The organism is Streptomyces sp. P9-A4 (genome assembly GCF_036634195.1).
GTDB lineage: Bacteria > Actinomycetota > Actinomycetes > Streptomycetales > Streptomycetaceae > Streptomyces.
The window spans coordinates 4,134,085-4,158,989 of sequence record NZ_JAZIFY010000001.1 but is presented as its reverse complement, the minus strand read 5'-3'; the positions used below and the strand labels follow the sequence as shown (position 1 = coordinate 4,158,989).

Sequence of the window (24,905 nt, the reverse complement as noted above, 5' to 3'; positions counted from 1 at the left end):
CGGCCCTCCGAGCCCGCGCCGGAGCCGGGTGGGAGAGATTCCTCCGGCGCGGAGCGAGCGATCGCGAGGAGTCCGAGCGGTGAATCCGGTCGACGCCGAAGGCCGGGAGGACCACCCCCTCCTTCACCGCCTGGTCCGCGACATCGCGAGCCGCGGTGAAGGTGAGCTGACCGAAGTCGTCCACGAGAGGCACGGCGGCCGGCTCATCCGCATCGCCTACATCCAGCCCGCGAACGGCATCGCCTGGTCCACCGCCGCCGACAACATCGGGCCCGCCCGATGAGGCAGCGCCTCGCTGTCGTGGCCTACGTGATCGTCGTGAGTGCGCTCGTCGTCACGTTGGCCTTCGCCGGAACCCCGGACCACTGAGAAACGGGAGGAGCACCATGAGACGTACCGCGAACCGCGGCTTCAACCACCGCCAGGCCGTGACCGAGGAGTGGTTCCGCACCCAGGTCCTTCCCCGCGTGTCCGGCGCGCGGTTTCTCCCCTACCAGGTGCGGCAACTGCGGAGCGAGCACCTGCCGGCGATGCTGCGCGACAAGGACAGGAAGAGCCTGGCCCGCATCGCCGGGGACTTGGTGAAGGTCACCACGCGGTGGCGCTGCCTGCCGTTCCACTACTTCCGCTACGGCGGATACCGGCGCGAGGTGTCGTCCGAGCGGGCCTGCTCGTACCTGCCGGAGAGCGCCCTGTTCCACCGGCTCCTTCCCCGCGTGAACCGGGACGCGATCGACCTGGACGACAAGACGTCCTGCAAGAGGATCCTCGCGTCCGCCGACATCCCGCAGCCCGCGCTCATCGCGAGCGGTGACCGCCGCACGGGTGCGACGTCCGCTGGTGATGTGGTGCCGCTGGCGGATGTCCTCGACCACGCGTCCGGACTCGGCCGCGTGGTGGTCAAGCCCTCCCGCTACTCCAGTGGTGGGTCCGGCGTCGTGATCGTGCGGCCCGGTGAGGACGCCTTCGACCTGCCGGCCTACGCGCAGCGGTGGGGCACGTGGCTGGTGGAGCAGCACGTGCCGCAGCATCCCGACTTGGACGTGCTGAACCCATACGCCCTCAACACGTTCCGCGTGATCACCCTGCTGCGTGAAGGCGCCGCCGAAGTCCTTTACGTGATGCTGAAACTCGGCGGCACCGAGAGCACCACGGACAACTCGGCCGCCGGCGGCATGCAGATCCGAGTCCACCCCGACGGGCGACTCGACCGCCACGGCTACGACCGATACCTGAACGCCCACACCCGCCACGGGGTCAGTTCGGTTCCGTTCGCCGACCACCGTATCTCCCGCATGACGGAGGTCCGAGAGCTGGCCGAGCGCTGTGCGCGCCTGTTCCCGCAGGTGCCCTTCATCGGCTGGGACATCGCACTGACACCCGGCGGACCTGCGGTCATCGAGGGCAACAGCAGCCCCTCCCTCGCACATATCCAGCGCACCCACGGCGGCGTCGCGCTGGAGCTCGTTCCCGCGCTCCGCTCCGTGATGGATCGCCCGATCATCTGACCAAGGAGTTCCCGTGGAAAACCTGAGAATGCAGGCCCGCGCCGCTGCCGGAGGTCTGCTCGACACGCTCAAGACGATGCCCGAGGTCCAGGCGCTCTACGTCCTGTCCTCCTCGGCGGTCGCGCCCCGCAACGTCACGCGGTTCAGCACCGACTCCGACTTCGACCTGGCCGTCGTCCTCGACGTCCCGATCACGGAGGACGAGTGGAGGTCGCGGCCGGCGGACACGTACGCCCTGGTCCGCGACCGTCTCCCCGCCTGGATCCCGGAGTTCAGCTTCCACCTGCCGGTCTCCTGGGGGCGCATGGAGGTCAACGTCCACCAGCTCCTCTTCCAGTACGAGGCCGACCCGCGCACGGCGTGGAACAGCGACAAGTGCGACGCCTACGGGAACAAGGGCGAGCCGCTGTTCGACCGCGAGGAAGTCTTCGGGGCCCTGATCTCTCACAAGTCGCGGGAGCAGCTTCAGCTGCTGGAGGGCGAGACCTACCGGCTGCACAACCGGCTCACCTGGGACGTGCGCGAGATCCCGCTGCGGATGGCACGGCGGGTCGGAGTGCCCACGGGCCACTTCGTCCTCTCCGGGGCGCTGGACGAGGTCGTGGACTGGATGTACGCCCGCTCGGGCCAGCTGCTGCCGAACATGAAGTGGAAGCTGTACTCCCTCAGTGCACTCGGCCTGATCAGCGGTGAGCAGGAGAACCTGCTGATCGAGGCCCAGCAGTGCGACCCGCTGTCGATGGTTGACCTTGAGCGGCGGTGCGAGGCCCTGAGCGAGTTCTGCCGCGCGGTCGGGATGGACCTCAGCCCCGGGGCGATCGAGGCCGTGCGGAAGGCGTACCAGCGGGCCAACCACCACCTCCTCGGAGGAGAGGCGTCGGTCTTCGCCGATCAGCCGGCGGCGCGATTCGTTCCCTTCGGCGAGCGCGGCGGTTCCAGTTAGACGCTTATGTCCGGGCGTCAGTACGCTGCGTGATCCGCTTACACAGGAGGCATGATGTCGATCAAGGTCCACAACACGCTGACCAGCCAGACCGAGGAGTTCCGCCCCGAGCGGGAGGCCGAGGTGCGGATGTTCGTGTGCGGACCCACCGTGTACGGCCCCAGCCACGTCGGGCACGCGAAGACGTACACGCAGTTCGACTTCATCGCCCGGTACCTGGAAGTGAGCGGGTACAGGGTCACGTACCTCCAGAACATCACCGACGTCGATGACAAGATCATCCGGCGGTCAGCGGAGGAGGGCGTCCCGCCGGAGGAGATCGCGGCGCTCTTCGAGAAGCAGTACCTGGAGGACATGGCCGCACTGGGGAACACCCGCGTCGACGTCCACGCGCGGGCCCACGACCACATCGACGCGATCGTGGACCAGATCAAGCGACTCATCGAGCGGGGCCACGCCTACCAGCTCGACGACGGCTGGTACTTCGACCTGGCCTCGTTCCCCGCGTACGGCAAGCTCTCCGGTCGCACCGACCTGCGCCCCGAGGACTCGGTGTCGCGGATCGACGACAACTCGAAGAAGCACAACCCGGGCGACTTCGCGCTGTGGAAGGGCCGCAAGGACGGCGAGCCGTTCTGGGAGACCGACCTGGGACCGGGCCGTCCGGGCTGGCACATCGAGGACACCGCGATCACGGAGACCTTCTTCGGGCCCTCCTACGACCTGCACGGCGGCGCCGTCGACCTCATTTTCCCGCACCACGAGGCCGAGGTCGCCCAGATGGAAGCCGCCTCCGGCATCGAGCCTCTGGCCCGCTACTGGATGCACACCGGTCTCCTGCGGGTCGACGGCGAGAAGATGTCGAAGAGCACCGGCAACTTCCTCACCATCCGCGACGCCCTCACCCGGACGGACTTCCGGACCCTGCGGCACGCCTTCCTCTCCCAGCACTACCGCTCCTCCATGGAGCTGAGCGACTCCACGCTGGAGCAGGCCCGAGGGGCACGCCGCCGGATCGAGAACTTCGCCCGGACCATCGACCCCGCGCACGCAGACAGCCCGGCGAACGCCGCACGCGCGACGGACGCCTGGAAGGAGATGCGCGAGCGCCTGGACGACGACTTCGACACCCCAGGTGCCCTCGCCGTCCTGTTCCAGTACATCCGCGAGCAGAACCGCATGGAGGAACCGGCCGGGCCGGCCGCCCTGCGGCTGATCGAGGACGTGAACAACCTCTTCGGAACCTTCGACATCCCCGGCGCCGCCCAAAGCGACGCCGCCGTCGACGAACTCGTGAAGGAACGCGACCGGCTCCGCGCGGCGAAGAAGTTCGCCGAGGCCGACGCGATCCGCGACCAGCTCACCCAGCAGGGCGTCGTCCTTGAGGACTCGCCCGAAGGCACCCGTTGGTGGAAGGAGACCACTTCATGACCTGGAAGAGCCGCTTACCGCTCGTCGTAGAGAGCGCCATCCCCCTCAGCCTCTGCGGAGCGCTGATGGACCACGTGAAGAACCAGACCGCCCGCCCGCGTACCTACCAGGGCGTCATCGACGAATCGCTGCGCAAGAGCGAGTACGTCGAGGTCCCGACGCACCTGGAGGAGGCGGTCATCTCGCACTGCGCCGCCCACTTGCGTGGCCACTTCGAGATCGCCCCGCAACGGATACCCACCCAGCCGGCGGTCGTCTACCGCTACGGCCCCGGCGTTGGCTTCGTCGCCCACCACGACGAGGTCACCGACATCGAGCGCGAGCGGGCCCGGACCAACGGACAGCCCGTCGTCGGCGGCGACCTCACCCTCGTGGTCTCGCTCAACACCCCTGACTCCTACGGCGGCGGCAAGCTGTTCTTCGAGAACCCCGCCCAGGAGATCAAGCCGCCCTGTGGCACCCTGGTCGCCTTCCCGGCCACCCGCGACCACATCCACGGCGTACGGCCGATCACGAGGGGCGAACGCGTCACCCTCGTCGTACGCGTCTCTGCCGACTGCCTCTGAGCAGAGGCCACTTCTCCTGTCAGCTGCGGCAGCGCGGCTGCCAGGATGAACGGTATGACGACGATCAACGGTGAGGTGGCGCCCGGGTTCGAACCGGTCCGCGAGGCGTTCGTTGCGAACTTCACCCAGCACGGGGACATCGGCGCGGCCGTGTGCGTCTACTGGCACGGCCGGCCGGTGGTGGATCTGTGGGGTGGCGTCGCCGACGTTGACACCGGCCGTCCTTGGACGCGGGACACCCTGCAACTGGTGTACTCAGCGACCAAAGGAGCCACCGCGACCGCGGCGCACATGCTGGCCGAGCGCGGCATGTTGGACCTCGACGCTCCGGTGGCGAAGTACTGGCCGGAGTTCGCGGCGAACGGCAAGGCGGACATCCCCGTGCGCTGGTTGCTGTCCCACCAGGCCGGTCTCGTCGCCCTGGACGAACCGCTGCCGCTGGCCGAGGCGCTGGCCTGGGATCCCATGGCCGCAGCGTTGGCGGCCCAGCGCCCCCTGTGGACTCCAGGCACCGCACACGGGTACCACGGACGGACCTGGGGCTGGCTGGTCGGCGAGGTGATCCGCCGAGTCTCCGGCCGCTCGCCGGGCCGCTTCTTCGCCGACGAGATCGCGGGCCCGCTCGGGCTGGACTTCTTCATCGGCCTGCCGGCAGGCGAACGCAACCGAGTCAGCCGCATGGCGTACCAGCGCCCGGCCGTCGACCTCACCACCGTGGCCGCCGAATTGGTTCCCGAGGAACTTCGCGAACAGGTCGCCGCCTGGCGCGACCCGAATTCCTTCAGCAACCGGGCGTTTGCTGTCACCGACCCGGCCGCGATCGACTTCGACTCCCCCGAGGTGCAGGCCGCAGAACTCCCGTCCTCCAACGGCATCGGCACCGCACGGGCCTTGGCCCGGATGTACGCCGCGCTGATCGGCGAGGTCGACGGCGTGCGCCTGCTCGCCCCGGAGACCCTGGCTTCAGCGACCGAAGAGCAGGCCAGTGGCAAGGACCAGGTGCTGGTGTTCCCAAGCCGATTCAGCAGCGGCTACATGCTCCCCGCCGAAGGCAACTTGATGACCGGCCCGAACGCCTTCGGTCACACCGGCCGCGGCGGCTCACTCTCCTTCGCCGACCCGCGGCACGGCGTCGCCTTCGGGTACGCGATGAACAACATCATGAGCGGGGCCGACGATGTACGTGCGGCTGCACTGACCGAAGCGCTGCGAAGGGCTCTCGTGCGCTCCTGAAAAGGTCCAGCGGCCCTTGAGCCCGGGGATACACAGCGATCGGCACGAGCCGACCGTCTCCCCATTCCTCCGTCGCTCACGCGTCGCTGTCGTTGCCGCCGTCGATGACGGTCAGCTCGGCGCCCTTCCCGGTGTACGGGTCAGGGGCGCCGGCGGGGATGTTCTGGATGGCCTGCCCCTGGGCGGCGCCGTTGCCGTTGAACACGAAGTCGGCACGCAGACGCCAGTTCCGGCCGTCGGCGTAGATGAATCCGTGGTCGGCGAGCTGCCGGAGAGCGCGAGACACCGAGGACTGGGACATTCCGACCAGCTCGGCGAACTTGGTCTGGCTCTCGACGATGACCAGGCCGTGGTCCTTGCGGTTCTGGATGGCGCACATCTTGTGGAACAGCCTGAAGGACGCCGCGCTGAGGTCGGCATCGGCGAGTGCCAGGTGTGCCGCGTATCCCATCGTGGTGAAACCTCCTCCTCTGAACCAGAGACCGGCTGCGACCGAGACGGACGAATGGACGGTGAGGTCGTTCACCTCGCCCGTCGACCGATTCACGGTCTCGATCCGGGTCACCTTCCGGCCTGCACGCATAGATTACCCCCACAGGTGAATAGACGACGGGTAGGGATGCATCAGTTCATGCATCCCTGACGAGTTCCATCCAGAACTGGATGGACTCTATCCGATCTCATTCAATTCTGGGTAATCACACCCAGCTCTGGGTGACCTTTCACTTAAACGTGCAGCTCAGCGGCTCGTGAGGACCGCTCCGTCTTAAGTAGGTAAGCGCACCCGCCGTACGGGATCCCCTGCGGTACTCGCTGCGCTCCGTTCCTCGGGGGTGCCCCACCCTCGCCCCGGGCACCCGCCGGCCGCCGTGAGCCGAGACCGTGACGTCAAAGGGAGGCGTGGCCAGGCTCGGTGGGTGCGCACCGTGCACACGTGGCGGACGACCGTCCGGCTTTCCCGCCGCTTGGGCGGGCGTTCGTGGGCCGAGGCCACGAACGCCCTCCGCCGGGGCTCAGGTGACCGGTCGCTCTTTCCGCCGTTCCCTCCCCCACGCCGCCAGGGGTTCGAGGGCGTCGTTCAGGCGGATGCCGCCCTTCGTCAGGGAGTACTCCACGCGGGGGCCGTACGGGTCCACGGGTCCACAAGGAAAGCGGTCGAGGGCGGTACGGCGGGGCCTCAGGCCTCCCGTACCGCCCTCGCCAGTTCCGTCAGGAACTCCACCACCCCCGCCGGGCCCGGCACCGCCAGGTCCGCGCGGTCGGTCAGTTCCGGGACCTCCCCGGAGCCGCTGCACACCAGCAGGCCCGGGGTGCCGTCGGAGCGGAGTTTCTCCACGGTGGCGAAGGCCGGCAGGTCGCCCAGGTCGTCGCCCGCGTAGAGCACGGACCCGGCGCCCACCTCCCGTACGTACTTCGCGAGCGCCACGCCCTTGTCCATGCCCGGCGGCCGCAGCTCCAGGACCATGCGGCCCGGTTCCAGGACCAGACCGTGGGCGACGGCCAGGTCGCCCAGCGGGCCCTTGAGCGCCTCGAAGGCGCCCTCCGGGTCCTGGGCGCGGCGGGTGTGGACGGCGACCGCGCGGCCCTTCTCCTCGATCCAGACGCCCGGCCAGGCGCCCGCCCGGTCCAGGAAGCCGGGGAGTTCGGCGCGGACGGAGGCGACGCCGGGGTGCGGGGCGGCGGCCCTGACGGTGCCGGAGACGGCGTCCCAGCGTTCGGCGCCGTAGTGGCCGAGGACCACCAGGTGCTCAAGGCCGGGGACGCCGGCGAAGCCGCCGTAGCGGACGGCGACCCCGGCGGGGCGGCCGGTGACGACGGCGACCGAGGCGACCTCGGGGGCGAGGGCGGCCAGCGCGGGGACGGCGCCGGGGTGGGCGCGGGCCTGCTCGGGGTCGGGGACGATCTCGGCGAGGGTGCCGTCGAAGTCGAGGGCGACGACGGCCTTCGACGGCCGCGCGAGGAGCGCGGCCAGACCGTCGCGGCCGGCGGGTGTGGCCGGGTGCGGGAGGCTGCTGACCATGTTCCCGACCCTACCGACGGAGGGGCTCCGCGTCAGCGGCGCCGCTGGCGCTCGGCGCGGACGCGGCGGAGCCGGTTGACGGTCACCGGGTCGTGGGCGAGGGCGCGCGGGTCGTCGAGGAGGGCGTTGAGGAGCTGGTAGTAGCGGGTCGGGGAGAGGCCGAGGCGCTCGCGGACCGCTCGTTCCTTGGCGCCGGGGCCGGGCCAGGAGCGGCGTTCGACGGCGAGCAGGGCCTGCTCGCGCTCACCGAGCCCGCCCTCGTCGTCGCCCGCCACGCCCTGTTCCTCGCTCATACGACCAACTTATTACCCGGCGGTCCCGGCCGCCGTCCCCACCCGGCGCACTCCGCGCTCCCGGCCGGCGCCGTGACGCCGGCCACCGCCGTGACGCCGACCGCCGCCGGTCGCCGGCCAGGTCACTCCGCCTCCGCCGTGCTGCCGGTCACCCGGCTCACTCCGCCGCCTCAGCCGCCGTGGCCACCTTGCCTATCGCCCCGAGCACGTCCGCCGGACGCCCCGCCGGGGTGACCGCCTTGCCGATGTTCTGCTTCACGTTCTCGCTGACCTTCGCCCAGGAGGTCTTGCCGACCGGCGGGAGCTGGCTGTCCGGGAGCGTCTTGAGGAAGACGCGCAGGTTGGCGTGCTCGGGCTCGGTCTCCATGCGGGCGGAGGCGCTGACGGTGACCGGCAGGAGGTCGTTGTCGCCGGCGAACTTGAGGACGTTCTCGTCGCTGAAGACGAAGTTGAGGAAGTCGCCGATCTCCTTGCGGTGACCGTTCTGCTTGAAGCCCATGATCCAGTCGGCGACGCCCATCGCGGCCTTCGCCGGGCCGTCGGCGCCGGGCAGCGGGACCTGTCCGACCTTGACGCCCTTCTTGGCGGCTTCCTTCAGGAGCGAGGGGTGGCCGTTGAGCATGCCGACCTCGCCGTTCGCGAAGGCGGCGAACGCGGCCTTGCGGTTGAGCTTGCCGGGGGCGACGGGGCCGGTGAGGCCCTTGCCGACGAGGTTCTTCTTGAGCCACTCGAAGGTGCGGACGTTCGCGTCGGAGTCGACCGTGTAGTGGTCGGTGCCGTCGGTCCAGCCGCCACCGGCGCTGAGCATCCACATGAGGGCCTCGGCCTGGGCCTCCTCCGGGCCGAGCGGCAGCGCGAAGGGGGTGCGGACGCCGTTGTCCTTCAGCTTCCCGGCCGCGGCGGCCAGCTCGTCCCAGCTGGTGGGGGCCTCGACCCCGGCGTCGTCGAAGAGGGCCTGGTTGTAGAAGAGCGGCCGGGTGGAGGCGACGAACGGCAGGCCGTACTGGGTGCGCTTGTGCTCGCCGGCGGAGACGAGCGGGGCGAGGAAGTTGGCCTGGACGGGGATGGACAGGAGTTCGTCGGCGGCGTAGAGCTCGCCGGCGGCGGCGTAGTCGGCGTAGGCGCCGATCTGCGCGATGTCGGGGGCCTTGTCGGCCTTGACCATCTCGGCGACCTTGCGGTCGACGTCGTCCCAGGACTCGATCTGCACCTCGACCTTGACGCCCGGGTGCTTCGCCTCGAAGGCGGCGACGAGGTCGGTCCAGTACTTCTTGGTGGTGTCGCCGCCCGTGAGGTCGTAGTCGGCGGCGACCAGTCTCAGGGTCACGTCGCCGGCGTCGCCGCCGAGGGAGCCGCAGCCGGCGACCGTGGCGGTCAGCCCGAGGGCGGCGGCGGCCGCGGTCAGTCCAAGGAATCGTCGCCGCTGCACGCTTTTCATCCACCTTTTGCTCGTCGTTGAGCTGCATCGAGCCGCACGTTTGCTCTGCGCAGGGCCGTAAGTCTCTCCCGGCGGCGGGTATGAGGTCTACACCACTGGGGTATCACTTCCGCAACGCCAAGGGGACGATGGGCCCATGGCTGGTCCCGAATTTGTATCCGTACGCAACAATCCTCAGCAGTGGACTAGACCTTTTGGGTCCTCCCGCGCCAAACTGTCCCTCGTGAGACACGTCATCGCCCTGGATGTGGGCGGCACCGGTATGAAGGCCGCCCTTGTCGGGGCGGACGGCACGCTGCTCCACGAGGCCCGCCGCGCCACCGGGCGCGACCGCGGGCCCGAGGCCGTCGTGGAGACCATCCTCGGCTTCGCCGAGGAACTCGGAAGCCTCGGCGCCGAGCGGTACGGAGAGCCCGCCGCGGCCGCCGGAGTCGCCGTCCCCGGAATCGTCGACGCGGAGAACGGCATCGCCGTCTACGCCGCCAACCTCGGCTGGCGCGACGTTCCCATGCGCGAACTCCTCAGCCGCCGGCTCGGCGGCATCCCCGTCGCCCTCGGCCACGACGTGCGCACCGGCGGCCTCGCCGAAGGCCGTATCGGCGCGGGCAACGGCGCGGACCGCTTCCTCTTCGTCCCCCTCGGCACCGGCATCGCCGGCGCCATCGGCATCGGCGACCGCATCGAGGCCGGCGCCCACGGCTACGCCGGCGAGATCGGCCACATCGTCGTCCGCCCCGGCGGTACGGAGTGCGGCTGCGGCCAGCGCGGCTGCCTGGAGCGGTACGCCTCCGCCTCCGCCGTCTCCCAGGCCTGGGCCGGGGCCAGCGGCGACCCCGAGGCCGACGCCGCCGACTGCGCGAAGGCCGTCGAATCCGGCGACCCCACGGCCGTACGGGTGTGGCAGGACGCCGTCGACGCCCTCGCCGACGGCCTGGTCACGGCGCTCACCCTGCTGGACCCCCGCACGCTCATCATCGGTGGCGGACTCGCCGAGGCCGGGGAAACGTTGTTCACACCACTTCGGGCCGCGGTGGAGGAGCGAGTCACGTTCCAGAAGCTGCCCGCCATCGTCCCGGCGGCCCTCGGGGACACCGCCGGATGCCTGGGCGCGGGCCTCCTCGCCTGGGACCTGCTCGCCGAACAGCGCCCCACCGACTCGGAGGTTTCCGCCTGATGGCCGATCACAAGGTTCTCGCCGGCGCACACGTCGTGCTGCCCACCGGGATCGTCGAGAACGGACGCGTGATCGTCGACGGCGACCGCATCGCGGGCGCGGCCCCCGAGGCCACCCCCGCCCTCGACCTGACCGGCCACTGGCTCGTCCCCGGCTTCGTCGACATGCACAACCACGGCGGCGGCGGCGCGTCCTTCACCTCCGGCACCGTCGACGACGTCCTCAAGGGCGTCCACACCCACCGGCTGCACGGCACCACCACCGTCGTCGCCTCCTTCGTCACCGGCGAGATGGACTTCCTCACCCGGCGGGCCGGGCTGCTCTCCGAGCTCGCCGAGCAGGGCGACCTGGCCGGCCTGCACTTCGAGGGCCCGTTCATCTCCCCCTGCCGCAAGGGCGCCCACGACGAGACGCTGCTGCGCGACCCCGACCCGGCCGATGTCCGCAAGCTGATCGACGCGGCCCGCGGCCAGGCCAAGATGGTCACCCTCGCCACCGAGCTGCCCGGCGGCATCGACTCCGTACGGCTGCTCGCCGAGCACGGCGTGATCGCCGCCATCGGCCACACCGACGCCTCGTACGAGCAGACCGTCGAGGCCATCGACGCGGGCGCCACCGTCGCCACCCACCTCTACAACGCGATGCCCGCGCTCGGCCACCGCGCCCCCGGCCCGATCGCCGCCCTCCTGGAGGACGAGCGGATCACCGTCGAGCTCATCAACGACGGCACCCATCTGCACCCCGCCGCCCTGGAGCTCGCCTTCCACCACGCGGGTCCCGGGCGGGTCGCCTTCATCACCGACGCGATGGACGCGGCGGGCTTCGGCGACGGCCGCTACATGCTCGGCCCGCTGGAGGTCGAGGTGAAGGACAGCGTGGCCCGCCTCGTCGAGGGCGGCTCCATCGCCGGGTCCACCCTCACCCTGGACCGCGCGTTCAAGCGCGCCGCGACGATCGACGGCCTCCCCGTCGAAGCGGTCGTCCAGGCCATCTCCGCCAACCCGGCCCGGCTGCTCGGCGTGTACGACCGCGTCGGCTCCCTGGAGCCCGGCAAGGACGCCGACATCGTGGTCCTCGACGCCGCGTTCGACATCAAGGGCGTCATGCGCAAGGGCGAGTGGATCGTCGACCCGACGGCGGGCACAGCCGTCTGATCAGGTGTCACTCAGGAGAGCGGTTGGCCCGGGGGTCTGGGCCAACCGCTTTTCGTTTGGCATGATCGGTGCCCGTCGGAGCGGACGTTCCGCAGGACTTCACACGGAGTACGGAGGGTGGACAGGTCTTGATCCTCACGGTCACCCTCAACACGGCGCTGGACCTGACCTACCGGGTCCCCGCCCTCACCCCGCACGCCTCCCACCGCGTCACCCAGGTCATCGAACGCCCCGGCGGCAAGGGCCTCAACGTCGCCCGGGTCCTCGCGGCCCTCGGCCACGAGACGGTCGCCACCGGTTTCGCGGGCGGCGCCACCGGCGCCGTCCTGCGCGAACAACTCGCCGCGACGCCCGTCCGTGACGAACTCGTCGACACCGCGGGCCCCACCCGCCGTACCGTCGCGATCGTCGACGCGACGACCGGCGACACCACCCAGCTCAACGAACCCGGACCGACCGTCTCGGCCGCCGAGTGGACCGCCTTCCGCGACCGCTTCACGGAACTCCTCGACGGTGCCTCGGCGGTCGCGCTCTGCGGCAGCCTCCCGCCGGGCATCCACGTGGGGGCGTACGCGGAACTCGTCCGGCTCTCCAGGACGGCCGGTGTCCCCGTCCTCCTGGACACCAGCGGCGAGCCGCTGCGGCGGGGCATCGCCGCCCGCCCGGACCTGGTCAAGCCGAACGCCGAGGAACTCGCCCAGCTCACCGGCTCCCGCGATCCGCTGCGCGCGACGCGCGAGGCACGGGGCCGGGGCGCGCGCACGGTCGTCTCCTCGCTCGGCCCCGAAGGCCTGCTCGCCGCCACCCCGGAGGGCCTGTGGCGCGCGGCCCCGCCGGCGGCGGTGAAGGGCAACCCGACGGGCGCGGGCGACTCGGCGGTAGCGGGCCTGCTCTCGGGCCTGGCCGACGACGCCCCCTGGCCCGAACGGCTGACCCGGGCGGTCGCCCTCTCGGCGGCGACGGTGCTCTCCCCGGTGGCCGGGGAGTTCGACCGCGCGGCGTACGAGGAACTGCTGCCCCGGGTGAAGGTGACCGAGGAGTCGGCGCGGGTGTAGCGACCGGACCGTAGCGACCGCGCCGTGGGGTATCAGCCCCACGGAACCGGCCCTACGGGGTCTGCCCTACGGGGCCTGGACGACTTCCAGCCAGTCGAGCAGCACGTTGCACTGGTTGCCCGTCTCGCACGAGATCTTGATCTCGTTCTCGCCCTTCTTGAGGTCGACCGGCGCCCAGGTGGTCTGCCAGTTCTTCTCCAGGTTCGGGTCCGAGGACTTGATGAAGTTCTTCAGTCCGATCGGCTGCGAGTTCGGCTTCCCGTTGACCGTCAGGGTGGCGAAGGCGTCGACCGCGGGAATCGTGTAGCGCACGGTGAGGCGGTACTTGCCGTCCACCGGCATGTTCGCCTTCCACGTCACCGAGGAACCGACCTGGTTGAAGCCGCCGACGTACGTGCCGTCCGCACCCTCGGCGCCCGGGACGTCCTTGGCGAGGCTCGCGGAACCGCCCAGCTTCAGGGTGGCCGCCTCCTGCTTCGGCAGCTCCACCGGCGTCTTGTCGGGGCTCGGCTCGTCGCTCGGCTTCTCCGAGACCGTCGTGGGCGCGGTGGGGGCGGTGCCGCCGCCGGCCTGCTTGTCCTTGTTGTCGCCGCCAGAGTTGTTGATCACAGCGGCGGTGATGGCGATCACGACGACCGCGACGACCGCGACCGCGCCGATCAGCAGACCCTTGGTGTTCGGGCCGCGGCCGGAGCCGCCGTGGTGCTGCTGCTGCGGGGCCTGGCGGGGCGGCTGGCCGCCGTACGTCTCGGGGGCGGCGTACTGCGCCTGCGGCTGCCCGTAGGGGGCCTGCTGCTGCGGCGGCACGTAGGGCTGCTGACCCTGCGGCGGCTGCCCGTACTGGCGCTCGCCGACCGTCCTGACCTGGTTGTACGAGGTGCGGGGGACGCCTGGCTGCGCCTGCGCGGGGCCGGGGTAGCCGTAGCCACCGCCCTGCGGGGGCTGGGCGCCCGCCGCCTGACCGTCCTCGTACAGGTAGCCGAACGGGTCGTCGTTCTCGGGCGTGTTCGCGCCGTCGTTACCGGCAGCCATCCGGGTTCCTCTCCATGCTCGCCAGCCGTCGCCGACCGGCCGAGCCTACCCCGAACGGAGCAGCCGCCGAAGCGGGCCCGGGCGTGTCCGGCGCCTCAGCCGGCGCGGCGGTGGACCTTGGCACGGGAGCGCTTCTCCACGTACATCCGTTGGTCGGCGGAGTTCAGGACCTCCTCCACCGTCATCCCGCATTCGGCCCATCCGATGCCGAAGCTCGCCCCCACCCGAACGGCCCGCCCGTCCACCCGGATGGGCGGAATGATCGCGTTGCGGAGGCGTACGGCCAGGTCAGCGGCGTCGGCCGCGCCGAGGCCGTCGGCGAGGACGACGAACTCGTCACCACCGAGCCGGGCGACGGTGTCCCCGTCGCGGACGCCGGTGGTGAGCCGGCGGGCCACCTCGATGAGGACGGCGTCGCCGGTGTGGTGCCCGAAGCGGTCGTTGATCGACTTGAAGCCGTCGAGGTCGCAGAAGAGGACGGCGAGCCCCTTGGTGCCGTCGTCGACGTCGCCGTCCGTGGGCGCGACGGTGTGGACGTGGTGGTCGTACGGGCCGACGCCGGCCGGCTCGAAACCGAAGCCGTGCTCGTGGGCGTGCTCGTACGGGGAGCCGCCGTAGCCGGAGGGAGCGGTGGGAGCGGGGTCGTGGCCGGGGCGGCCGGAGTCGCCGGAGTCGTACGCGGGGTCGTAGCCGCCGTCGTGCCCGGTGCCGGGGCCGGTTCCGGTGTCGTATCCGCCGTCGCGCTGGGAGTCGTACCCCTCGGTGCCGTACCCCGCCGTCTCGTACCCGCCGTCGCGCTGGGAGTCGTACCCCGGCGTCTCGTACCCGCCGTACGCGACCTCGACGGCGGGGCCGGGCGCCGTCGGGCGCTCGCAGAGGCGGGCGGAGAGCCGGGACCGCAGCTCGGCGCTGTTGGGGAGGCCGGTCAGGGCGTCGTGCGAGGCGCGATGGGCGAGCTGGAGCTCGTGCCGCTTGCGCTCCTCGATGTCCTCGACGTGGGTGAGGAGGAAACGGGGGCCGTCGGCGGTGTCGGCGACGACGGAGTTACGGAGGGACACCCACACGTACGTGCCGTCACGCCGCCCGAGCCGCAGCTCGGCCCGGCCGCCCTCGGCGGAGGTCCGCAGCAGTGTCCCTATGTCCTCGGGGTGGACGAGGTCGGCGAAGGAGTAGCGCCGCATGACGGAGGCGGGCCGGCCGAGGAGCCGGCACAGGGCGTCGTTGGTACGGAGGAGACGGCCGTGCTGGTCGCCGCCCATCTCGGCGATGGCCATGCCGGAGGGGGCGTACTCGAAGGCCTGCCGGAAGGACTCCTCGCTGGCGCGGAGGGCCTGCTGCTCGCGCTCCAGCCGGACGAGGGCGCGCTGCATGTTGGAGCGGAGGCGGGCGTTGCTGATGGCGATGGCCGACTGGGAGGCGTACATCTGGAGCGCCTCCTGGCCCCAGGGGCCGGGGTGCCGGCCGTTGCGCGGGCGGTCGACGGATATGACGCCGAGGAGTTCGCGGCCGGAGCCGGAGGCGTACATGGGGGCGTAGAGGCGGTCGTGGGGGTGCCACTCGTCCTCGAAGCGGGGGGCGGGGCCGTCGGTGTGCCACTGGGGGACGTCGTCCTCCATGAGCACCCAGCCCTCGGTGTGCGGGATGAACCGCAGGTCGCCCCAGGAGTCCGCCATGGAGAGGCGCCGCTCCCAGGAGGCGCGGGAGCCGACCCGGCCGGTGATCAGCGCCTCGGCGGCGGTGCTTCCGGCGAAGGCGGCGACGACGAGGTCACCGTCGGGGCGTACGAGGTTGACGCAGCACAGCTCGTAGTTGAGACCGACGACCACACCGTCGGCGACGGTCTGCAGGGTGTCGGCCAGGCTGCGCGCGGTGTTGAGGTCCGCCACGACCTGATGCAGCTGCCGCAGGGTCGAGAGACGGACGTACGGCTCCGACTCGGTCTCCATCGCTCGCTCTCCCCGAGACCTCGACAGCAACTCCAGGGTTCTCATCGGCTTCGTGGTGCACAGTCACGACTTACCGTGCACTGTCATCGCCACTGAATCACAGCGAGCTGCACACCCGGTACACAGGGTCAGCAAATACTAGCCTCTGTGACTCAAGTCACAGCAGGTCATGGGCGGGTCGCCTACAACCCGGTCGGCCCTTGGGTGCCGGGGCCACCGGCCCGACGCGGGAACACCGGCCCTGCACGACGGAGACCTAGGTCCGGCGGGGGTCCCGGACTGGTCCCCGAGCCCGATGCGGGCACCGGAGGACCCGGACTAGCGTGCGGATGTGCTCCAGAAGACTCCCGCCACTCCCCCCGTGTCCGATCTGGCCATCCCCCATGCTGAGGGGGTGAGCAACGACGACTTCCGGGCGGCGATGTCCCGCCTCGCGGCGGGCGTGGTCCTGGTGACCGCGCACGACCCCGACGACGGCCCGCGTGGCGAGGACGTCGGCATGACGGCGACCGCCTTCATGTCGGTCTCCCTCGACCCGCCGCTGGTCCTGGTCAGCCTCCGCAACGGCTCCCGCATGGACGACCTGCTCGCCGAGGTGCCCGTATGGGCGGTGTCGATGCTCGGCGAGAACCAGCGGCACGTCGCCGGCCGCTTCGCGATGAAGAACCGCGTGAGCGACCGGCTGCTGTTCGCGGACCTGCCGTACACCCGGGGCGAGGAGAGCGGCGCCCCGCTGATGGACGGCGCGCTCGCGGTCCTGGAGTGCCGCACGGAGAGCAGGGTCGTGGCGGGCGACCACACGCTGGTGGTGGGCCGGGTCCTGACCGTCGACCCGCACTCGGGGGGCGGCCCGCTCATGTACTACCAGGGGAAGTACCGGCACCTGTCCTGAGGCCGCGGGGTCACGGCCCCGGCCGGCCAGGACCCGCCGGGATCAGCCCCAGTCGCGCGACTGACGGGTCTTCTTCGTCTCCGAGCGCTGTTTCTTCTCCCGCAGGCGGCGTTCGTTGATGCCCCGGGGGATCTTCGTCGGTCTGCGGGGTTTCGGGGGCGGGGCCGTCGCCTCGGCCAGCAGTGCGGCGAGGCGGACGGCCGCCGTCTCGCGGTTGCGCCACTGGGAGCGGTGCTCCGAGGACCGGACCGTCACGACGCCGTTGACCAGGCGGGACGCCAGGCGCTCCAGCGCGCGGGCCTTCCACACCTCGGGCAGCGATTCCGTGGCGGCGAGGTCGAAGCGCAGCTCGACCTGCGAGTCGCTGGTGTTCACATGCTGTCCGCCGGGACCCGAGGAACGCGAGAAACGCCACTGGAGCTCGGCCTCGGGGAGCGAGACGGAGCCGCGAATGGGATACGGACCGGACATGCCTTCCATGTTCCCCGTACAGAGCCATCGGAGTCATCCTGTTTTCGCACGGAAGCTTCCGGGAACCGCTGGAGGCACACGCGCGTTCCTCCAGGCAAGACATCACGATGAAAGGGACTTTCCATGGCTGTGAGCCTGTCCAAGGGCGGCAACGTCTCTCTGACCAAGGAGGCCCCGGGCCTCGCCGCCGTCACCGTGGGCCTCGGCTGGGACGTCCGTACGACCACCGGCACGGACTTCGACCTCGACGCCTCCGCCATCGGTGTGGACGCCGCGGGCAAGGTCGCGTCCGACGCGCACTTCGTCTTCTTCAACAACAAGTCGACGCCGGACCAGACCATCGTCCACACCGGTGACAACCGCACCGGCGAGGGCGGCGGCGACGACGAGCAGATCAACGTCAACCTCGCGGCCCTCCCGCCGACCGTCGACAAGATCGTCTTCCCGGTCTCCATCTACGACGCGGTGAACCGCTCGCAGAACTTCGGCCAGGTGCGCAACGCGTACATCCGCATCGTCAACCAGGCCGGCGGCGCCGAGCTCGCGCGCTACGACCTCTCCGAGGACGCCGCCGTCGAGACCGCCATGGTCTTCGGCGAGCTGTACCGCAACGGCGCCGAGTGGAAGTTCCGCGCGGTCGGCCAGGGCTACGCCTCGGGTCTCGAGGGCATCGCCCGCGACTTCGGCGTCAACCTCTGACCGACGCCCCGCGGCACCCCTGAGCCCCGGCCGGATCCCCGGCCGGGGCTCTACCCTTTGGCACGTGATCGTCGAAGCCCTCGCGCCCAAGGCCCTGGAGGACGGTGCGGCCCTCCCCGGCCCGCTGCTCACCGAACTCACCGCGCTGTACGCCTCCAACGAGGAGTTCCACCAGCTCAGCGGAGACTTCCCGGATCCGTCCGACGTCCGGCCGGAGCAGATCGCGGCCTCCCTCGCCGACGAACTGGCCCAGCCCGGCTCCGAGGTCCTCCTCGCCCGCTCGGAGGGCCGGCTCGTGGCGGTCGCCGTGACCCTCGCCCACCACCCCGACCCGGACGATCCCGATCCGTGGCTCGGACTCCTCCTGGTCCACGGGGACGTCCGGCGCGCGGGCCACGGACGCCGGCTCGCCGCGTACGTCGAGGACCGCTTCCGCGCCGCCGGCCGCACCGGCCTGCGGCTCGCCGTCCTGGAGAACAGCCCGAAGGCACTGGCCTTCTGGACCTCCCTCGGTTACGAGGAGATCGCCCGCCGCCGGGACCGGGCGCACGGCCGCCCGTGCCTGGTCATGCGCAAGGGCCTCACGGAGGAGTAGAGGGCAGCCCGCCTCTCGCGTCGCCTTCTTGGTGGCGGCCGGGCATCGCCCTGCGCTTGACTGGGAGTCAAGTAATCAGCGATGTACGGGGGTTGCAGTGCGCGCAACGGTACGTGTGATGGCCATGTCGGCGGCTCTCGTGGCCGCGCTGACCGCGTGCGGGGGTGGCGGCGGGGACACGGCCGGCCCCGACCCGGTGAACGGCGGGCGGCAGAACGGCGACTCGCTCGAAGGACACGAGGACACGGCCCCGGCCGTGCTGACCGGGACCCAGCTGCAGACCGTCCTCTCCGGTAACGCCGGGATCCCCGAGGCGTGGGGCGGTCGCAGTCCCGAGGCGGCCAAGGAGGGCGCGGAGGCCGTGGAGCGCTGCGGAGCCGACGCGGGGACGGGATGCGCGGGGCTGACGGCGATGGCGCTCAGGGTGCTGGAGAACCAGACGCTGGAGCAGTTCAAGGCGGACGTCGACGGGCAGACCATGTTCGTCAACGTCTACTCGTTCGACTCCGCCGAGAACGCGGCCGTCACCGCCAAGGCCCTCTCGGCCACCGAACGCAAGGACGCCAAGGACGCCCGGCCTCTGAAGATCACGACGGGCGCGGAGGACACGGACGCCTTCTCGGAGAAGCTCGCCGAGGACGAGTACAGCGCCAATGCCGTTCTGCGGGCCGGAACGGTGGTCATCACCCTGTGGGGGACGGACCTGAAGGGCACCGGGGACATGCAGCCCATCGCGAAGAGGATGGTCGACCGCGTCCTCAAGGTCGCGGCGGGGAAGAACCCCGACGCGTGACCGGACACGGTGGCTAGGGCGTCGCCGGCCGTTCGTCGCCGTACAGCCACACGTCCCACAGGGAGTCGAGGTTCCGGCCCGCCACGGATTGCGCGTAGGCGGTGAAGTCGGCCGTGGTGGCGTTGGCGTGGCGGTACTTCGCCGGCCAGCCTCGCAGGATCTCGTCGAAGGTCGCGTCCCCGACCGTCTCGCGCAGCTTGTACAGGACCATCGCACCCCGCTGGTAGACCGGCGGGTCGAAGAGGTTCTCGGCGGAGGGCGGTGCGGCCGGCGGAAAGGCCCAGTTGGCCTCCTGCGCGAACGCCCGCTCGAAGTGCGTCCGCGCGGGGACGTGTTCGTACTCCTCCGTGTACAGCCACTCGGCGTACGTCGCGAAGCCCTCGTTCAGCCAGAGGTCCCGCCAGGTCGCGGGCGTCACCGAGTTCCCGAACCACTGGTGGGCCAGTTCGTGGACGAGCGTCGTCCGGTCGAAGGAGGCGGCGGGGAAGACGGGCCGCGTCTGGGTCTCCAGGGCGTAGTCGAGGGTGCCGTCGGCGGTGACCGTCGCCCCGGCGGCCGAGAAGGGGTACGGGCCGAAGCGCCGTACCTGCCGGCCGATGATCTGCGGGACCTCGTCCCGTAGCGCCGCACTCCGCGCGGCGACCGACCGCTCGGCGGCGGTCAGGACCGGCACCGCCGGGTCCGGGGTGCTCGCCGCCTTCGTCTCGTACCGGCCGATCGCGACCGTCGCCAGATAGCTCGCCATCGGCTCCGGCTCGTGCCACACCGTGGTGACGCGGCCGTCCGGATCCGTCCGGCGGGCCGTCCTGACCCCGTTCGAGAGGGCTTCGAGACCGGCCGGGACGGTCAGGGTGATGTCGTACGCGGCCTTGTCGGAGGGGTGGTGGTTGCCCGGGAACCAGGTCATGGAGCCGGTCGGCTCGCCGACCGCGACCGCCCCGTCGGCCGTCCGCAGCCAGCCCTCCTCGGAGCCGTCCGCGTCCGTGACCCGCTCGGGCACCCCCGCGTACGTGACGACCGTCCGGAACTCCGCGCCCTCCGGGATCTCCTCGTGCGGTCTGAGCGTCAGCTCGTTCCCCGCCCGGTTGGCCGCCGCGGGCGCGCCGTCGACGGTCGCCCCGTCGACGGTGAGGCCCGCCAGGTCGAGGTTGAAGGCGCTGAGGTCCTGGGTGGCGCGGGCGGTGATCTCGGCGGTGCCGGTGAGCCGCCCGGTCCCGGGGTCGTACGCGAGGTCCAGGGCGTAGTGCCCGACGTCGTAGCCGCCGTTCCCGAGCTTCGGGAAGTACGGGTCGCGCACCCCGGCCGAGCCGGGCGTACCCCTGACACCCCCGGTGGAACCACTGCAGCCGCCCGCGAGCAGCGCGAGGGCGGTGAGGGCGGCGGCGAGGCCGCCCGCGGCTGTTCCGGTGCGGGGGCGCTGGGTCACGTATCGATCCTAAGCAGGATGGATACGGAAAAGGTGATGGCGCCCGGCGGGGGATCCGGGCGCCATCACCAGCTGTGGGGGCTGCCGACGGGTCGGCCCTGGCGGCTACTTGCCGAGCGAGGCGGCGCCGGCCTGGGCGAACTTCTCGTCGAGGTCGCCGGAGGGGGCGCCCGCGACACCGATGCCCGCGATGGGCGCGCCCTTGGCGGTGACCGGGGCGCCGCCGGCGAGGAAGAGGGTGCCGGGGATGTCCTTGAGGGTGGGGGCGTTGGTGAGGCGCTTGGCGAGTTCGGAGGTCGGGGCGTTCCAGGAGACGGCGGTGTAGGCCTTCTTCACGGCCGACTCGTAGGACTGCGGGCCGGCGCCGTCGCCGCGGAGGGTGACGACGGTGTTGCCGTTGCGGTCGACGACGGCGACGGAGACGCGCTGGTTCTCCTTCTCGGCGGCGTCCAGCGTGGCCTGCGCGGCCTTCGTCGCGGCCTCGATCGTCAGGTGCGTCGACTGCCGCAGGTCGGCGTTGCCGGCGTCGGCGGTGATCGCGGCGGCGGGGGCGGCGGCCGGGGCGGAGGCGTTCGCGGAGACCGCGCCGAAGGTACCGGCGGCGATGACGGCGGCGGCGGTGGCACCGAAGAGGATCTTCTTCATGAGGAACTCCGTGAGGGTGGGATGCGGTGAGGAGGTCTGCCGAGTGGCGGGGCTTCGTGCTGCTCCCTCGCTCTGCAACCAATCCTGTGGCCGGAACCGGGGCCGCCCGGTCCACGGTCCGGCTGCCCTCCTCACGCACACCGGAGGACGGCCGGGTCAGCCGATCGGCTGATGCCCTCGTGGTCCCTCCGGGCCAGGATGGACTGATATCCCCAGGTCAGACAGGCCAGACGGGTCGGACCGGCCAGACAGGCAAGAAGGCAAGGAGGCGGGCGGCTTGAACGTGACACGGCCGACCGGGACCGAGCAGGACCCCGACGCCCGCTGGCTGGCGCGGGTCATGCACATCGCCTTCTTCCTCCTCCTCGGCGCCTCCCTCGCCCGGTTCCTGCTGCGCCACCCCTGGGAGGAGCGCAGCCCCTGGATCATCGCCCTCTCCGGCGCCCTCGCCTCCCTGTATCTGCTCGGTCCCGTCGTCGGGACCCGCGCCGGGACCCGCCGGATCGCGTGGCTGGGCACGGTCGTCGCCGTGTGGATCGTCCTCGTCGTCCTCGCGCCCAGCTTCGCCTGGTGCGCGGTGCCGCTCTTCTACACGGGCCTGCGCACGCTCCCGGCGCGCGCGGCGCTCGGCCTGGTCACGCTGCTCACCGCGTTCGTGGTGTTCGCGCAGGTGCAGCTGGCGCACGGCGGCTGGGACCCGAACCTGATCGTCGCCCCGCCGGCCGTCGCCGCCCTCGCCACCGGGGTGTTCGTGTACTCCGACCGGCAGGCGGCCCGGCAGCGGGCCCTCATCGACGACCTGATCCGCACCCGGCGCGAACTGGCCGCGATCGAGCGCCGCGAGGGCACGCTCGCGGAGCGGCAGCGGCTGTCGATGGAGATCCACGACAGCCTGGCGCAGGGCCTGTCGAGCCAGCAGATGCTGCTCCAGGCGGCCGACCGCACCTGGGACAGCGACCCGTCGACCGCGCGCCGCCATGTCCGTACCGCCGAGTCCATCGCCGAACGCAACCTGGCCGAGGCGCGCCGCTTCGTGCACGACCTGGCGCCCGCCGACCTCGCCGAGGGCGGCGGTCTCGAAGAGGCGCTGCGCGGTCTGGCCGGCCGCGAGTCGGCGGCCTTCCGGGTCGACGGGACGGCCGTACCGCTGCCCGAGCGGGTGCAGTCGGCGCTGCTGCGGATCGCGCAGGGCGCCCTCGCCAACATCCGCGAGCACGCCGGCGCCGAATCCGCCGCCCTCACCCTCACCTACCTCGACGACCAGGTCGTCCTGGACATCGCCGACGACGGACGGGGCTTCGACCCGGTGGAGAAACCGGGCGGGGTACGGGGCCACGGACTTCCCGCGATGCGCGTGCGGGCGCGGCAGCTGGGCGGCACCCTGACAGTCGAGTCCACCCCGGGCGAGGGCACGGTGCTCTCGGCCGCGATCCCGCTCTCCCTGGAGTCCTGATGTCCGTACGGATCCTCCTCTGCGACGACCATGCCGTCGTCCGCGCCGGTCTGCTGGCCCTGCTCGGCAGCACCCCCGACATCGAGGTGGTCGGCGAGGCCGGCAGCGGCGAGGAGGCCGTCGCCATGGCGGCGAAGCTGAAGCCGGACGTCGTCCTGATGGACCTCCAGCTCGGCGCGGGCATCGACGGTGTGGAGGCGACGCGGCGGATCGCGCCGACGGGCGTGCACGTCCTCGTCCTCACCACGTACGACACGGACGCGGACATCACGCGGGCGATCGAGGCGGGCGCCACCGGCTATCTACTGAAGGCGGAGCGGCCCGAGGAGCTGTTCGCCGCCATCCATTCGGCCGCGCAGGGCCGCACCGCCCTCTCCCCGCCGGTCGCCAGCCGGGTGATGGACCGGATGCGGGGCGCGGCGGGCCCGAGCCTGACCGACCGGGAGCGGGACATCCTGGGGCAGCTGGGCCGGGGCCTGGGCAACCGGGAGATCGCGCGGGCGCTGTTCATCAGCGAGGCGACGGTGAAGACCCATCTGGGCCGGATCTACGCCAAGCTCGGCGTCGACACGCGCGCGGGCGCGGTGGCGGTGGCGAAGGAACGGCGGCTGCTGCCGTAGGCGCGGGGCGCCGGGGCCGTAGGGGCGGGGCCGTACGGGCGGTCCCGTAGGGGCGGGGCCGTACGGCGCCGGGTGCCGTGGCCCGCGCCCGGGACGTACGGCGGGACCCGCGCTCCGTCCGCCCGCGCTCCGCCGCTGTGAACGCCCCCACCGCTGCTACTCTGCGTTGCCATCCGACCGCACGGTGTCATGTCTCAGTGGGAGCGCACGTGAAGTTCGCGATCGTCGGCGGCGGCCCCGCCGGCCTCTACCTCTCGATCCTCCTGAAGCGGCAGGACCCCGCCCATGAGATCGGCGTGTACGAACGGAACCCCGAGGGTTCCACGTACGGCTGGGGCGTCACGTACTGGGCCGGGCTCCTCGACAAGCTGCGCGACGGCGACCCCGAGTCCGCCGCCGCCGTCGCCGAGGCGTCCGTGACCTGGACCGACGGCGTCGCGATCGTCCGCGACGAGCGGACCGCGCACCGCGGCGACGCGGGCTTCGGCATCGGGCGCCGGCGGATGCTCGCGCTCCTCGCCGAGCGGGCGGAGCAGCTCGGCGTACGGGTCCGGTTCGAGCACGAGGTCACCGGCCCGGACGCGCCCGAACTGGCCGACGCGGACCTGGTGGTCGCCGCCGACGGCGTCAACAGCGTCCTCCGCGAGGCGCACGCCGGCCACTTCGGCGGCGAGGTCGCGAGCGGCCGCAACCCGTACGTCTGGCTCGGCACCACCAAGGTCTTCGACTCGTTCAGCTTCGCCTTCAAGGAGACCGAGCGCGGCTGGATCTGGTGCTACGCCTACGGGTTCAGCGGCGAGCGCTCCACCTGTGTCGTCGAGTGCTCCCCGGAGACGTGGACCGGCCTCGGGCTCGACACGCTCGGCGAGGCGGACAGCCTGCGCCTCCTGGAGAAGCTGTTCCACGACCTGCTCGACGGGCACGAGCTGATCGGCCGGGGCCGGGCCGACGAGCCCGCCCAGTGGCTCACCTTCCGCACCCTCACCAACCGGGTCTGGCACCGCGGCAACCTCGTCCTCCTCGGCGACGCCGCCCACACCACCCACTACTCGATCGGCGCGGGCACCACCCTGGCCCTGGAGGACGCGCTCGCCCTCGCGGACGCCCTGCGCGGCCTCGGGAACGGCGACGGCCACCGGGACCTCGACGCCGCCCTCACCACGTACGGGAAGCGGCGCCGCGCCGAGCTCGTCTCCGCGCAGAGCGCGGCCCGGTACAGCGCCCAGTGGTACGAGAACCTGCCGCGCTACATGCGCCTGGAACCGGCGCAGATGTTCGCGCTCCTGGGCCAGCGCCACTCGCCGCTGCTCCCCCACATCCCGCCGCAGCTGTACTACCGGATCGACCGGGCCGCCGGGCAGCTGGAGTCCCTCCGCCGTCTGAAGCGCTGGCTGGGCCCGAGGGTGGCCCGAGCGGTCCACGGGCGGCGGTGAGGGGAGCGGAGGCCGGGGCGAAGCCGGGGCCGGGGGCGGCGTGCGGCCGGGCGGCTCGGGGGCGGCGTGAGGCCGGGCGGCTCGG

At 71.7% G+C, this 24,905-nt stretch carries 25 protein-coding genes; 16 read left to right on the top strand and 9 right to left on the bottom strand.

Annotated elements, in window-relative coordinates; translation table 11 throughout:
• Window positions 1-79: 79 nt before the first annotated feature.
• From V4Y03_RS18760 to V4Y03_RS18735, 6 genes are all read left to right on the top strand, one after another.
• The gene (locus V4Y03_RS18760; protein ID WP_332435651.1) at window positions 80-283 is read left to right on the top strand and encodes a hypothetical protein; all 204 of its coding nucleotides are present in this window, start codon (window positions 80-82) and stop codon (window positions 281-283) included.
• Between the two features lie 103 nt (window positions 284-386).
• The gene (locus V4Y03_RS18755; RefSeq protein WP_332435650.1) at window positions 387-1,508 is read left to right on the top strand and encodes a sugar-transfer associated ATP-grasp domain-containing protein; all 1,122 of its coding nucleotides are present in this window, start codon (window positions 387-389) and stop codon (window positions 1,506-1,508) included.
• A gap of 13 nt (window positions 1,509-1,521) precedes the next feature.
• Window positions 1,522-2,451: a hypothetical protein gene (locus V4Y03_RS18750; protein WP_332435649.1), complete on the top strand. Its 930-nt coding sequence runs from the start codon at window positions 1,522-1,524 to the stop codon at window positions 2,449-2,451.
• A 51-nt stretch (window positions 2,452-2,502) separates the two neighbouring features.
• Window positions 2,503-3,882, top strand: a complete 1,380-nt coding sequence (cysS, locus tag V4Y03_RS18745; protein ID WP_332435648.1) for a cysteine--tRNA ligase — start codon at window positions 2,503-2,505, stop codon at window positions 3,880-3,882.
• Entirely contained in the window at window positions 3,879-4,448 is a 570-nt protein-coding gene (locus V4Y03_RS18740; RefSeq protein ID WP_332435647.1) for a 2OG-Fe(II) oxygenase, read from the top strand. The genes cysS and V4Y03_RS18740 overlap by 4 nt, the downstream gene beginning before the upstream one ends.
• A gap of 54 nt (window positions 4,449-4,502) precedes the next feature.
• Window positions 4,503-5,681, top strand: coding sequence for a serine hydrolase domain-containing protein (locus V4Y03_RS18735; RefSeq protein ID WP_332435646.1), 1,179 nt, complete (start codon window positions 4,503-4,505; stop codon window positions 5,679-5,681).
• A gap of 76 nt (window positions 5,682-5,757) precedes the next feature.
• Here V4Y03_RS18735 and V4Y03_RS18730 read toward each other — a convergent pair whose 3' ends face one another.
• The 4 genes from V4Y03_RS18730 to V4Y03_RS18715 all read right to left on the bottom strand — a co-directional run bounded on the left by V4Y03_RS18730 (window position 5,758) and on the right by V4Y03_RS18715 (window position 9,432).
• Entirely contained in the window at window positions 5,758-6,132 is a 375-nt protein-coding gene (locus V4Y03_RS18730; protein WP_332435645.1) for a helix-turn-helix domain-containing protein, read from the bottom strand.
• A gap of 726 nt (window positions 6,133-6,858) precedes the next feature.
• Window positions 6,859-7,701: a trehalose-phosphatase gene (gene otsB, locus V4Y03_RS18725; RefSeq protein ID WP_332435644.1), complete on the bottom strand. Its 843-nt coding sequence runs from the start codon at window positions 7,699-7,701 to the stop codon at window positions 6,859-6,861.
• Window positions 7,702-7,733: 32 nt separating this feature from the next.
• Entirely contained in the window at window positions 7,734-7,994 is a 261-nt protein-coding gene (locus V4Y03_RS18720; protein WP_317878252.1) for a DUF3263 domain-containing protein, read from the bottom strand.
• 157 nt (window positions 7,995-8,151) lie between these two features.
• A complete protein-coding gene (locus tag V4Y03_RS18715; RefSeq protein WP_317878253.1) occupies window positions 8,152-9,432 on the bottom strand; it encodes an ABC transporter substrate-binding protein in 1,281 nt (426 codons plus the stop codon).
• A gap of 223 nt (window positions 9,433-9,655) precedes the next feature.
• Here V4Y03_RS18715 and V4Y03_RS18710 point away from each other — a divergent pair, with 223 nt between their 5' ends.
• From V4Y03_RS18710 to V4Y03_RS18700, 3 genes are all read left to right on the top strand, one after another.
• Entirely contained in the window at window positions 9,656-10,606 is a 951-nt protein-coding gene (locus tag V4Y03_RS18710; protein ID WP_317878254.1) for an ROK family protein, read from the top strand.
• A complete protein-coding gene (nagA, locus tag V4Y03_RS18705) occupies window positions 10,606-11,760 on the top strand; it encodes an N-acetylglucosamine-6-phosphate deacetylase (RefSeq protein WP_332435643.1) in 1,155 nt (384 codons plus the stop codon). Before V4Y03_RS18710 ends, nagA begins: the two co-directional genes overlap by 1 nt.
• Window positions 11,761-11,888: 128 nt before the next feature.
• On the top strand, window positions 11,889-12,815 hold the full coding sequence (locus V4Y03_RS18700; RefSeq protein ID WP_332435642.1) for a 1-phosphofructokinase family hexose kinase: 927 nt from the start codon (window positions 11,889-11,891) through the stop codon (window positions 12,813-12,815).
• Window positions 12,816-12,881: 66 nt separating this feature from the next.
• On the opposite strand, the gene V4Y03_RS18695 is transcribed toward V4Y03_RS18700, so the two are convergent.
• Together V4Y03_RS18695 and cdgB are read right to left on the bottom strand one after the other, a co-directional pair.
• Window positions 12,882-13,847, bottom strand: coding sequence for a CBM35 domain-containing protein (locus tag V4Y03_RS18695; RefSeq protein WP_317875684.1), 966 nt, complete (start codon window positions 13,845-13,847; stop codon window positions 12,882-12,884).
• A 95-nt stretch (window positions 13,848-13,942) separates the two neighbouring features.
• The gene (gene cdgB / locus V4Y03_RS18690) at window positions 13,943-15,793 is read right to left on the bottom strand and encodes a diguanylate cyclase CdgB (RefSeq protein ID WP_332435641.1); all 1,851 of its coding nucleotides are present in this window, start codon (window positions 15,791-15,793) and stop codon (window positions 13,943-13,945) included.
• A gap of 331 nt (window positions 15,794-16,124) precedes the next feature.
• On the opposite strand from cdgB, the gene V4Y03_RS18685 reads away from it, so the two are divergent.
• Entirely contained in the window at window positions 16,125-16,685 is a 561-nt protein-coding gene (locus V4Y03_RS18685) for a flavin reductase family protein (protein WP_317875682.1), read from the top strand.
• 42 nt (window positions 16,686-16,727) lie between these two features.
• Here the strand turns inward: V4Y03_RS18685 and arfB are convergent, their stop codons facing one another.
• Entirely contained in the window at window positions 16,728-17,165 is a 438-nt protein-coding gene (arfB, locus tag V4Y03_RS18680; RefSeq protein ID WP_317875681.1) for an alternative ribosome rescue aminoacyl-tRNA hydrolase ArfB, read from the bottom strand.
• A gap of 114 nt (window positions 17,166-17,279) precedes the next feature.
• On the opposite strand from arfB, the gene V4Y03_RS18675 reads away from it, so the two are divergent.
• From V4Y03_RS18675 to V4Y03_RS18665, 3 genes are all read left to right on the top strand, one after another.
• Entirely contained in the window at window positions 17,280-17,855 is a 576-nt protein-coding gene (locus V4Y03_RS18675; RefSeq protein WP_030321928.1) for a TerD family protein, read from the top strand.
• 64 nt (window positions 17,856-17,919) lie between these two features.
• Window positions 17,920-18,450: a GNAT family N-acetyltransferase gene (locus V4Y03_RS18670; protein WP_332435640.1), complete on the top strand. Its 531-nt coding sequence runs from the start codon at window positions 17,920-17,922 to the stop codon at window positions 18,448-18,450.
• A gap of 118 nt (window positions 18,451-18,568) precedes the next feature.
• Window positions 18,569-19,243 (top strand): hypothetical protein, encoded by a 675-nt coding sequence (locus V4Y03_RS18665; protein ID WP_332435639.1) that lies wholly within the window; start codon window positions 18,569-18,571, stop codon window positions 19,241-19,243.
• 13 nt (window positions 19,244-19,256) lie between these two features.
• Here V4Y03_RS18665 and V4Y03_RS18660 read toward each other — a convergent pair whose 3' ends face one another.
• Both V4Y03_RS18660 and V4Y03_RS18655 read right to left on the bottom strand, forming a co-directional pair.
• Window positions 19,257-20,669 (bottom strand): M1 family metallopeptidase, encoded by a 1,413-nt coding sequence (locus tag V4Y03_RS18660; RefSeq protein WP_332435638.1) that lies wholly within the window; start codon window positions 20,667-20,669, stop codon window positions 19,257-19,259.
• Window positions 20,670-20,774: 105 nt separating this feature from the next.
• Window positions 20,775-21,314: a GlcG/HbpS family heme-binding protein gene (locus tag V4Y03_RS18655; RefSeq protein WP_332435637.1), complete on the bottom strand. Its 540-nt coding sequence runs from the start codon at window positions 21,312-21,314 to the stop codon at window positions 20,775-20,777.
• A 283-nt stretch (window positions 21,315-21,597) separates the two neighbouring features.
• Here V4Y03_RS18655 and V4Y03_RS18650 point away from each other — a divergent pair, with 283 nt between their 5' ends.
• The 3 genes from V4Y03_RS18650 (at window position 21,598) to V4Y03_RS18640 (ending at window position 24,820) form a co-directional block, all read left to right on the top strand.
• A complete protein-coding gene (locus V4Y03_RS18650; protein WP_332437220.1) occupies window positions 21,598-22,767 on the top strand; it encodes a sensor histidine kinase in 1,170 nt (389 codons plus the stop codon).
• On the top strand, window positions 22,767-23,387 hold the full coding sequence (locus V4Y03_RS18645; RefSeq protein ID WP_317878186.1) for a response regulator transcription factor: 621 nt from the start codon (window positions 22,767-22,769) through the stop codon (window positions 23,385-23,387). Before V4Y03_RS18650 ends, V4Y03_RS18645 begins: the two co-directional genes overlap by 1 nt.
• A 209-nt stretch (window positions 23,388-23,596) precedes the next feature.
• Window positions 23,597-24,820, top strand: a complete 1,224-nt coding sequence (locus tag V4Y03_RS18640; RefSeq protein WP_332435636.1) for an FAD-dependent monooxygenase — start codon at window positions 23,597-23,599, stop codon at window positions 24,818-24,820.
• The last annotated feature ends 85 nt before the right edge of the window (window positions 24,821-24,905 follow it).

Coding starts and splice junctions, on each gene's coding strand:
- V4Y03_RS18645 (WP_317878186.1), top strand. CDS start 22,767: ATGTCCGTACGGATCCTCCTCTGCGACGACCATGCCGTCGTCCGCGCC.
- otsB (WP_332435644.1), bottom strand. CDS start 7,701: ATGGTCAGCAGCCTCCCGCACCCGGCCACACCCGCCGGCCGCGACGGT.
- nagA (WP_332435643.1), top strand. CDS start 10,606: ATGGCCGATCACAAGGTTCTCGCCGGCGCACACGTCGTGCTGCCCACC.
- V4Y03_RS18735 (WP_332435646.1), top strand. CDS start 4,503: ATGACGACGATCAACGGTGAGGTGGCGCCCGGGTTCGAACCGGTCCGC.
- V4Y03_RS18720 (WP_317878252.1), bottom strand. CDS start 7,994: ATGAGCGAGGAACAGGGCGTGGCGGGCGACGACGAGGGCGGGCTCGGT.
- V4Y03_RS18730 (WP_332435645.1), bottom strand. CDS start 6,132: ATGGGATACGCGGCACACCTGGCACTCGCCGATGCCGACCTCAGCGCG.
- cdgB (WP_332435641.1), bottom strand. CDS start 15,793: ATGGAGACCGAGTCGGAGCCGTACGTCCGTCTCTCGACCCTGCGGCAG.
- cysS (WP_332435648.1), top strand. CDS start 2,503: ATGATGTCGATCAAGGTCCACAACACGCTGACCAGCCAGACCGAGGAG.
- V4Y03_RS18740 (WP_332435647.1), top strand. CDS start 3,879: ATGACCTGGAAGAGCCGCTTACCGCTCGTCGTAGAGAGCGCCATCCCC.
- V4Y03_RS18695 (WP_317875684.1), bottom strand. CDS start 13,847: ATGGCTGCCGGTAACGACGGCGCGAACACGCCCGAGAACGACGACCCG.
- V4Y03_RS18675 (WP_030321928.1), top strand. CDS start 17,280: ATGGCTGTGAGCCTGTCCAAGGGCGGCAACGTCTCTCTGACCAAGGAG.
- V4Y03_RS18665 (WP_332435639.1), top strand. CDS start 18,569: ATGGCCATGTCGGCGGCTCTCGTGGCCGCGCTGACCGCGTGCGGGGGT.
- arfB (WP_317875681.1), bottom strand. CDS start 17,165: ATGGAAGGCATGTCCGGTCCGTATCCCATTCGCGGCTCCGTCTCGCTC.
- V4Y03_RS18715 (WP_317878253.1), bottom strand. CDS start 9,432: ATGAAAAGCGTGCAGCGGCGACGATTCCTTGGACTGACCGCGGCCGCC.
- V4Y03_RS18755 (WP_332435650.1), top strand. CDS start 387: ATGAGACGTACCGCGAACCGCGGCTTCAACCACCGCCAGGCCGTGACC.
- V4Y03_RS18655 (WP_332435637.1), bottom strand. CDS start 21,314: ATGAAGAAGATCCTCTTCGGTGCCACCGCCGCCGCCGTCATCGCCGCC.